This window comes from Chitinimonas sp. (assembly GCF_041904975.1).
In the GTDB taxonomy this organism is placed as follows: domain Bacteria; phylum Pseudomonadota; class Gammaproteobacteria; order Burkholderiales; family Chitinimonadaceae; genus Chitinimonas.
The window spans coordinates 808-9146 of sequence record NZ_JAYRLZ010000172.1; the positions used below are offsets into that span (position 1 = coordinate 808).

General features: G+C 62.0%; 8 protein-coding genes and 4 tRNA genes. 5 read left to right on the plus strand and 7 right to left on the minus strand.

Annotated features, from left to right (window positions below; translation table 11 throughout):
• Positions 1-114: 114 nt before the first annotated feature.
• The 5 genes from ACE3OH_RS15065 to ACE3OH_RS15085 form a co-directional block, all read right to left on the minus strand.
• Positions 115-190: transfer RNA gene (locus ACE3OH_RS15065), tRNA-Phe, on the minus strand.
• Between the two features lie 3 nt (positions 191-193).
• Positions 194-268, minus strand: a tRNA-Gly gene (locus tag ACE3OH_RS15070).
• Positions 269-350: 82 nt separating this feature from the next.
• Positions 351-436 (minus strand) — tRNA-Tyr (locus tag ACE3OH_RS15075).
• Between the two features lie 45 nt (positions 437-481).
• Positions 482-546 (minus strand) — tRNA-OTHER (locus tag ACE3OH_RS15080).
• Between the two features lie 233 nt (positions 547-779).
• Positions 780-1055, minus strand: coding sequence for a hypothetical protein (locus ACE3OH_RS15085; RefSeq protein WP_374354578.1), 276 nt, complete (start codon positions 1053-1055; stop codon positions 780-782).
• 454 nt (positions 1056-1509) lie between these two features.
• On the opposite strand from ACE3OH_RS15085, the gene ACE3OH_RS15090 reads away from it, so the two are divergent.
• Genes ACE3OH_RS15090 through ACE3OH_RS15100 form a run of 3 tightly spaced genes read left to right on the plus strand, consistent with a single transcriptional unit; the run spans position 1510 to position 3998 of the window.
• The gene (locus ACE3OH_RS15090; protein WP_374354581.1) at positions 1510-2472 is read left to right on the plus strand and encodes a chromate resistance protein ChrB domain-containing protein; all 963 of its coding nucleotides are present in this window, start codon (positions 1510-1512) and stop codon (positions 2470-2472) included.
• A gap of 1 nt (position 2473) precedes the next feature.
• Positions 2474-3643 carry a chromate transporter gene (locus ACE3OH_RS15095; protein WP_374354584.1) on the plus strand — a complete coding sequence of 390 codons (1170 nt, stop codon included), beginning with the start codon at positions 2474-2476 and terminating at the stop codon, positions 3641-3643.
• Between the two features lie 25 nt (positions 3644-3668).
• On the plus strand, positions 3669-3998 hold the full coding sequence (locus tag ACE3OH_RS15100; protein ID WP_374354587.1) for a rhodanese-like domain-containing protein: 330 nt from the start codon (positions 3669-3671) through the stop codon (positions 3996-3998).
• Positions 3999-4172: 174 nt separating this feature from the next.
• On the opposite strand, the gene ACE3OH_RS15105 is transcribed toward ACE3OH_RS15100, so the two are convergent.
• Together ACE3OH_RS15105 and ACE3OH_RS15110 are read right to left on the minus strand one after the other, a co-directional pair.
• The gene (locus ACE3OH_RS15105) at positions 4173-4784 is read right to left on the minus strand and encodes a hypothetical protein (RefSeq protein ID WP_374354590.1); all 612 of its coding nucleotides are present in this window, start codon (positions 4782-4784) and stop codon (positions 4173-4175) included.
• Positions 4781-6082, minus strand: coding sequence for a 2OG-Fe(II) oxygenase (locus ACE3OH_RS15110; RefSeq protein ID WP_374354593.1), 1302 nt, complete (start codon positions 6080-6082; stop codon positions 4781-4783). The genes ACE3OH_RS15105 and ACE3OH_RS15110 overlap by 4 nt, the downstream gene beginning before the upstream one ends.
• A 311-nt stretch (positions 6083-6393) precedes the next feature.
• Here ACE3OH_RS15110 and ACE3OH_RS15115 point away from each other — a divergent pair, with 311 nt between their 5' ends.
• Together ACE3OH_RS15115 and ACE3OH_RS15120 are read left to right on the plus strand one after the other, a co-directional pair.
• Entirely contained in the window at positions 6394-7011 is a 618-nt protein-coding gene (locus tag ACE3OH_RS15115) for a TetR/AcrR family transcriptional regulator (RefSeq protein ID WP_374354596.1), read from the plus strand.
• A gap of 244 nt (positions 7012-7255) precedes the next feature.
• Positions 7256-8339 (plus strand): hypothetical protein (locus tag ACE3OH_RS15120; protein WP_374354599.1); only part of this gene is annotated, 1084 nt, incomplete at its 3' end.

An 8339-nucleotide genomic window follows, 5' to 3' on the forward strand; every position in this document is an offset into this window, starting at 1 on the left:
CCTGATTGGCATTCCCGATCATTCTGGTGGAGACCGTCGGAATCGAACCGACCGCAGTCTGCTTGCAAAGCAGTCTCGCCCCCTTGGTACATGGGCCCCCGAGCTTTATGAATCTGGTGCATCGAGCAGGAATCGAACCTGCGACGCCCACGCCTTCAACGCGGCGCTCTACCAACTGAGCTATCGATGCATCTGGAGCGGGTCGCGAGAATCGAACTCGCGTATTCAGCTTGGAAGGCTGCTGCCTTAGCCACTCGGCCAGACCCGCGTTTATGGCACACCGTAGGGGTTACGATCCCCTCTGATCAGGTTGAAAGCCTGATGACCTCACCAGAAGTCGAACGGTGCAGTGGTGGACAGGGCAGGATTCGAACCTGCGTACCTTTTGGGAACTGATTTACAGTCAGCTGGCTTTAACCGCTTGCACTACCTGTCCGTACCATACGGATAGGCCCTCATCGGGAAGGCCCATTCGTAAGGGGGGTGGTCGGCCGGATTCGAACCGGCGTCTGCCATGCGGCGCTCTGCCATTGAGCTACGCCCACCCCAACCCGCTCGGCGCCAGCGTTGATGCAGTGAGGTGCATCGCGCTGGGCGCCGAACAAGTTAAAACCTCTCCATTTTCTTAAAGATCGTTGCAGTTCATCTCCGGTCGGAACCGGGAACTGGCCTCGCTAGAGGGCTTTACTGCTGACTCCGCGACTAGAAAAACAAAAAGCCCGGAGTCCTTTTGGGAGCATCCGGGCTTTCGCCGACCGAGTGTTGCTATCGATCTGTCGCTAGGAGAAACCTCCTGCGACCTGTGGGGTTGCCCCCGGATGCATGCCAATCTGGTAACGCTCGCCCATCAATTTGGGGCAGGGTTGATACGAAAAGTGACTGCTTGTATTGCGTGATATGGCGCTCGACTGTGGGCACAGGCCATTCAGCGTGGCGATGCCATTTCCCCATGCCTTGCCCAAACCCTGGCGGTCGACGCGGACGTCGAGCGCGGACGCAGCTTGGGACGCGAGGCGTCTTGCGGCGGCGATCAGGTTGGTCAGTTGGGTATTCACAATCAAACTCCGGTAAATCGTTGGAAGCCCGTTGGTGGGCTCGATGGAATGCAGTATTGCACGAGCTTTTTCGACATTGCAAGCCCCCAAAGCAAAAATATTTGCATTAGATGCGAATATTTCGCCAATAACGCATCATTTGCGCATTGTGCGCGGTGATTTGGGCCTGCGACTGTCGTCGCGAAGGACGAAATCACGACTACATCCACATCGCGGTTCAATACGCTGGCGGTTGTCGAGCGTGGAGCCGCCAATACCAGATAGTTTTCTGCTCCGTGCCAGCTGCACGACATTGATCGATAGCTCGATGGCGCAATCTGCCTCTCGAGACAGCTGCGCCGCATCGGCCCGCAACACATCCAGACGGAGCTTTCTGCCACTCTGGCGATGCCAGGGCTGAAACGGAACAATCATTTTTGTAATATCTACATCATTGTGAAATACTCATCTCACAATGAATGACTCGATCGAACTTATCGCCCTCACCGTTGCGCTGCCCAGCACCACCACCACTGCACGCACCAAGATCTGGCGCGGCCTGAAGGCGGCAGGTGCGGCGGTGCTGCGCGACGGGGTCTATGTACTGCCCGCCAGCCCGGCACATGAAACCACGCTGCTTGGCTTTCAAACCGAGGTTGAAAACGCCGGCGGCGGCGGTGAACTACTGACGCTGCCTGCGCGTGACGAAGCCCAAGCTGAACGATTCCGCGCCTTGTTTGATCGATCTGAAGCGTTTGGCGAGTGGCTGGTCGACTGCCGACAATTGGCAAACGAGCGCACACAAGATCTGCCCACGCTGGAGCGGCGTTTGCGCACCGTGCGCCGGCAGTTCGAGCAGATTGCGGCGATCGACTTCTACCCTGGCGAAGCGCAGGCCCAGGCGCGGCGCGAGCTTGAAGCGCTGGCCAATCACCTTGCCACCTTGTTATCGCCGGGCGAGCCGCGCGCGCTTGTCGGCAGCATTGCCCGGCTGGCGCTGGCCGATTACCAGGGCCGCACCTGGGCCACCCGCGCCCGGCCCTGGGTGGATCGCCTGGCCTCGGCCTGGTTGATCCGCCGCCATATCGACCCCGGCGCTCACATTCTGTGGCTGGCATCACCGGCCGATTGCCCGCCAGCTGCGCTGGGCTTTGATTATGACGGCGCCACCTTCAGCCACGTCGATGGTCGCGTCACCTTCGAGACACTGCTGGCCAGCTTTGGTCTCGACGCGCAGATGCCGTTGGCTCGACTGGGCGCCGTGGTGCATCAGCTCGACGTCGGCGGGGTGCCGGTGGCCGAGGCCGCCGGTGTGGCGGCCATTCTGAATGGCATGCGGCTCAACATTGCCGATGACGATGCCCTGCTGGCCGCCGCATCGACGGTGTTCGATGCCCTGGCCGCGCATTTTGCCGATGCCCCGGCCGACAAGGTCTGAGATGGAAACCACCAGCACATTCGCGCCACGCTATTCGCTCTGGCAGCTGGTGCAATACATGCTGCGACTGGGTGCATTGGGCTTTGGTGGCCCGGTTGCCCTGGCCGGCTATATGCACCGCGATCTGGTCGAGCGCCGTGGCTGGATCAGTGAATCCGACTACAAGGAGGGCCTGGCGCTGGCCCAGCTGGCGCCAGGGCCGATGGCAGCGCAGCTGGCGATCTACCTCGGCTATGTGCATTACCGGGTGATTGGCGCCAGCTTGGCCGGCGTGGCCTTCGTGCTGCCCTCGTTTCTGATGGTGGTGGCACTGGGCTGGGCCTACCGCCAGTTTGGCGGACTGCAGTGGATGCAGGCGGTGTTTTATGGCGTGGGTGCTGCAGTGGTCGGCATTATCGCCATCAGCGCACACAAGCTGGCCAGCAAGAGCGTGGGCAAAGACCCGCTCAAGTGGTCCATCTTCTTGCTGCTGGCGGCAACCACGCTGATTACCGAATCGGAGATCGCCTGGCTGTTTATCGCCGCCGGCGTGGTGAACTGGCTGTGGCGCGCGCCACCGGCCTGGCTGCGTGGCAAGCCGCTGCACGCCATTGCCGCCACGCCGTTTGCCTTGAGCGCCTTGAATGCAGCAGATCTGCCGCTGCTGGGCCAGCTTGGCGTGTTCTTTGCCAAAGCCGGCGCCTTTGTATTCGGCTCCGGGCTGGCCATTGTGCCATTTCTCTATGGCGGGGTAGTCACCGAGCACCACTGGCTTAACGACAAGCAGTTTGTCGATGCCGTGGCGGTGGCAATGATCACGCCGGGGCCGGTGGTGATCACCGTGGGCTTTATCGGCTATCTGATTGCCGGCTTCTGGGGGGCCTGCGTGGCGGCGCTGGCCACTTTCATCCCCTGCTATCTGTTCACCATTCTGCCGGCCCCCTATTTCAAGCGCTACGGCAAGCTGCCGGGGATTGCGGCCTTTGTCGATGGCGTGACCGCCGCAGCGGTCGGCGCCATTACCGGCTCGGTGATCGTGATTGCCAAGCGCTCCATCACCGACCTGCCGACCATCTTGCTGGCGCTTACCACGGTGGCTTTGCTGTGGCGCTTCAAAAAGCTGCAGGAGCCCATCATCGTTGTTGCTGCCGCTTTGATCGGGCTGGCCATTTTTCCTTTGCTGCACCGCTGAACCATTACTCACTCAGGAGACAAGCATGCATAGCATTTCGGTAGCAGAACTCGCCCTGTGGCGCCGCGCCGCCTTTGCACACACCCTGCTCGACGTGCGTCGCGACATCAAGCGCGCGGGCGACGGTGACGAGATCACCGGCGGCAGCTGGCTCAATCCGGCCTTGTGGCTGGATTGGAAAGACACGCTGGCCGACAACGAGCAGCCCATCGTCGTGTACTGCGCCTACGGCCACGAAATCAGCCAGGGCCTGGCCGCCGCGCTGCGCGCCATGGGCCGGGACGCCCGCACGCTGGAAGGCGGCATCGATGCCTGGCGCACTGCCGGGCATGAGGTCGCAGCCATCAGCGCCTAAGGAAGCGCTTAACAAATCGAGTTTTCAACCTGCATCGCCGGTCCCGGGAAACCCGGGACCTTAGCGGCAGAAGGTAAGCTGTTGATTCCTTGCTGCTCTATTCCACCCCCTCCGCCCCCGCCACCGCGGGGGAACCGCGCTGTTGGCGCGTAAGTGGACTTGTTCAACGTTTCCTTAGTCACTGACCGCCGCCAACAGATTTGCCCGCGCACCGGCTTCGAAGCGCTCTCGCAGCTTGGCGCTACCGTACAGCACAGGCCGCGCCAGAAATCGCTGCAGCAGCTCGCGCCGCTTGCGGCGGAACAGGAAAGTCGGCACATGGCGGTACTCGGCGCGTACCTGCCGCTCGTATTCGGCAAAACGCTCGGGTGGTGCGCCGAGAATGGCCAGGTCGATATCAACCAGCAACTGGGCATCCGGCCCCAAGGGCTCGGCCGTATGCCTGGTCGCCATGATCAAGCTGTGCACCCGGTCGGCCAGCTCCAGGTCGGCGCCGGCTATTAGCAGCACCTCCCGTGCCCAGTCTGCACTGCGCAGCTCGTTGTCATGGCGCAATGGCGCATAGATCGCATCGTGAAACCACAGTGCCAGCTCGACTTCTGCGGGGTGCTCGAGCTTGTTCCGCACTTGCTGGATCAGCGCCAGACACTCGGCCAAGTGCTGCTGGGTGTGGTAATGGCGATGGGGTTCGGCATAGCTGGTCATCAGCCGCACAAAGCACTCAGGGTCAGCCTCCAGGCCCAACATCGCCCAGCTTGATTCCCAAACGGCTTTGAAGTCGATCATGTTGGCTCTCTGCACGAGACAGCTTGGCGAACCGGACTGAAATGCCGGCGCAACTGCCCGTCGTAGGAAGCACTGATGATGCGGTCGGCAAGCGGCAACGCATCAGTCACAAAGTTTTCGTGTCTGGCCTCGAATACCAGCTTGCCGCTGGCGCAAAGCCAAACTCGAAGCAGATTATCTTCGCCGCAACTCGCCACATGCTGGGCATCGAGCCGCCTGAGGCGACGAACTGCTGCGCCATGACCCTGGAAACGCCGCATGGCGGTCCACCCTGCCACACCGAAGTGCCAGCAAGTGATACCGCCAGCGTTGTCGCCCGACCAGATGGTATCGCCCACCGCTAGCAGCGCCCTGAGCGGCGTGCTGCCCTCAAGGGTAGCGACGTCGCGCAGCGTCGCACCATCCCACACCTTGATGCTGCCGTCCTCGGATGCACTGGCCCATTGATTCTGGCTCAACGACACGGCTTGCCAGACCCAGCCCTGATGCCCAGCCAGGCTAGCGAGATGTACGCCCTGCTCACTCCAGAGCTTGACCAGTCCATCGGCACCACAGCTAAGCAATTGGCCATCGGGCAAGCGAGTGATATCCAGCACCGCAGCGTCGTGGGCAGCGATTGCCTTCTCGCAATACCCGGTCGCCAAATTCCAGATCCGCAACGACCGGTCACGTGATACCGAGGCCAGTCGTTGCCCAGGCAAGGCCACCAAGCCCAACACCGATTGCTCATGACCGCGAAGTGCTTGCACGGCCATGCCGCTTTCATTCCAGATGCGGATAAGCGCATCACGGCCGCCGCTGGCGTACTGCCCATGCCCCAAGCCTGCGAGCGCCCAGATATAATCGTCATGCCGCGAGCCATGCTTCGACCCAGCCACGTCCTCGCTCGCCCCGACGCGACGATAGATGATGTCGCTGCGCACAAGGTGCTTGATGCCCCCGGACACCTGCTCGCCGGCGTGCCAGATGCTGTGGTCAAACAGGATCAGGCTGCCTGCGCGTGGCCTTACCCGACCGATTTCCCGGGCGACCTTGCCGGTTTCATCGCCGCCAGGGCCGGCGGAATAGAACACCGTATCGCCGCCCGCGAATGCATCCCCATCGGTCAGATAGATCATGAAGGTAAGGCGGGAGCACCGTCCGGCGTCGCGATGATGCACCCCATCCTGATGCAGCTTGAACTGCTGGCCCGCCTGATAGCGACAGAACCGAAAGCGCTCGTTCACCCGCTCAAGCTGCCAATCGCCATCCCGATCCGCCATATGCGCAGGCGCGTAGGGGCGCAGCCTTTCCGTCATTCGTGTCGCGAGTGCGAAATCATCGTGCACTTGCCGATCATTGTCGCGATAGGAGGGTGGATAGTCTGTCGCTGCATTGGCATAGCCCCGTGCCTCGCTGCAAGCGATCAGGCCTGCGCATTCTTCAGCCGACAAAAAGCCGGGAACGACAACGCAGAAGCCAGCGTCGCCAGGCAATGGGTGGAAGGGAGACGGATTGCTCATGGCAGGCCCTTAATTTGGTCGATTAACCAACTTAATTACACCTTATCGCCACACGCCACGACAATGCAAGTAATATTTGGTTATTCAACCAATAAATCGCGACATCCATGCCCAGAAAGCCCAACACCGAAGCCCGCCGTGGCGAAATCGTCCGCGCGCTGCAATCCGTCATGGCGAAACACGGCTATGAAAAGGCCACCATTCAAGCGATCGCCAAGGAGGCCGGGCTAGCCCCGGGCTTGCTGCACTACCACTTCAGCAGCAAGCAGGAGATCCTGGTGTCGCTGGTGACCGCGTTGGCCGACTACGGCCAGCGCCGCTTCGAGCAGATCGCCGGCACAGCGCAATCGCCAATGGAGCGGCTGACTGCCTACATGGAGGCGCGTTTGGGCCTGGGAGATGGCGCGGCACCGGAAGTCGTTGCCGCATGGGTGATGATCGGGGCCGAGGCGGTGCGCCAGGCAGAAGTGAGAGAGGTCTACCAGCGCACCATCGCGACCGAGCTTGAACTGCTGTCTGCCCTGCTGGCCAACTGTCTAAGCGAGCACAAGCGCGCAACCACAGGCGCCCGCGAGCTGGCAGCGGCGTTGCTGGCCATGATGGAGGGTGCTTACCAGCTGGCGAGCGCAACCAATGGCGTCATGCCGGCGGGCTATGCGGCGCAGTCGGCATTGCGCTTCGCCAAACTAAGCCTCGACGCCACTGCGCTCGAAAGCGGCGCGTGAGTTTTTCAGCACATCAAATACAGCTGCGCCCACTCCAATCATTCCATAGAAGGTTCGCCGTATAGCGAGCCTTCGTATCTGCCATCGACATGGTTGCCCTAGCCATGCGAGATCGGGCGCCGCACGGCAGGTTGGGCTGGCACGCACGCAAATTGGTAGTCTTGAACACCGGTACTATGTCCAAAGCAATCCGCAAGCGACATTGCTATAGTCGCCGCTCGGTTTTTCTCTGACTTGCTCCCCCATGACCACCCCTAGCCCCACCTTACTCGAAGGCGCCATGCTGGATGCCTATCTCGATCAGGCCGAAACCTTGCGCGATGACGAGGATTTCCCTGGCGACGATGCGCAGCGCCAAGCTGCGCTGGTCGAGCTGTTTGCACCCTACGCGGTGCAACCGGCCTCGATTGAAGCCTTGCGGCGCTTACACCGGCTGTGGCTGGGCATGGGGCGAGGCGCGGAAATGGTTTCCCTGCTGCGTGATTTCGGCCCGCCCTTGCTGGCCAAGGTGCCGGAGAACGAGCGCTATAGCGCGCGTGTTTCGCTGGCCTTCTGGCAGATCGAGGCCTTGCAGGCAGCCGGTGCCACCGAAGCCGTGGGGCCTGCGCTCGACCATTGCGCTGCGCTGCTGTCCGAGCCGGCCGCCGGCGATCAGTTTGATGATGCCTGGCGCTATCTCGGCGAGTTGGCTGGCGAATCGCGTGCGTTTGCCATGGTGCGCCGCTGCGCCGAGGCACAGCAGGCCATCTGCCTGGCCGATGCCAATCGCGAGGCCTATCGCGCCTGGGATAGCGCGGTGCTGCATGCCCGCATGGCGCGAGCCTGGTCCGATGAAGGGCAGCGCACCCAGGCCTGGGCCGAGGCCAATCTGGCACTGGATCAACTCGACCATGCTGCGCCAGGGCAGGATGTCGATCTGAACGATTATCTGCGCCTGGGTGATGTGCTGATGCAGCCCGCGCCCGATTGCTACAACCGCCTTGAAGCCCGCATCCTGGCCCTTTCGCCGGCCGATGAATCCCTGGCGGTGCGGCGCGATACGGCGGTGCGCCTGGCGCGGCTGGCAGCCTGGTCGAGCTATTACCTGGGCCAGCTGGAACTGGCGCTGGCCCATGGCCGGCGCGGTCGCTTCATGCTCAGCAGCGATAACTACGAAGATCGCTTCAGCTGCGTGATGATGGACTGGTTGCAAGAAGCCGGCCGGGTGGCCGAAGCGGCCGAGCTGGCACTGGAATCAGTCGCCAAGGAGCGCCAGCAGTCGTCCGGCCATGCCTGCCTGCTGGCGCTGCGCCAGGTCGAGGCGCAGGAAGACCTGTCCCGCCTCGATA

Coding starts and splice junctions, on each gene's coding strand:
- ACE3OH_RS15090 (WP_374354581.1), top strand. CDS start 1,510: ATGAATGACTCGATCGAACTTATCGCCCTCACCGTTGCGCTGCCCAGC.
- ACE3OH_RS15095 (WP_374354584.1), top strand. CDS start 2,474: ATGGAAACCACCAGCACATTCGCGCCACGCTATTCGCTCTGGCAGCTG.
- ACE3OH_RS15100 (WP_374354587.1), top strand. CDS start 3,669: ATGCATAGCATTTCGGTAGCAGAACTCGCCCTGTGGCGCCGCGCCGCC.
- ACE3OH_RS15105 (WP_374354590.1), bottom strand. CDS start 4,784: ATGATCGACTTCAAAGCCGTTTGGGAATCAAGCTGGGCGATGTTGGGC.
- ACE3OH_RS15110 (WP_374354593.1), bottom strand. CDS start 6,082: ATGACGGAAAGGCTGCGCCCCTACGCGCCTGCGCATATGGCGGATCGG.
- ACE3OH_RS15115 (WP_374354596.1), top strand. CDS start 6,394: ATGCCCAGAAAGCCCAACACCGAAGCCCGCCGTGGCGAAATCGTCCGC.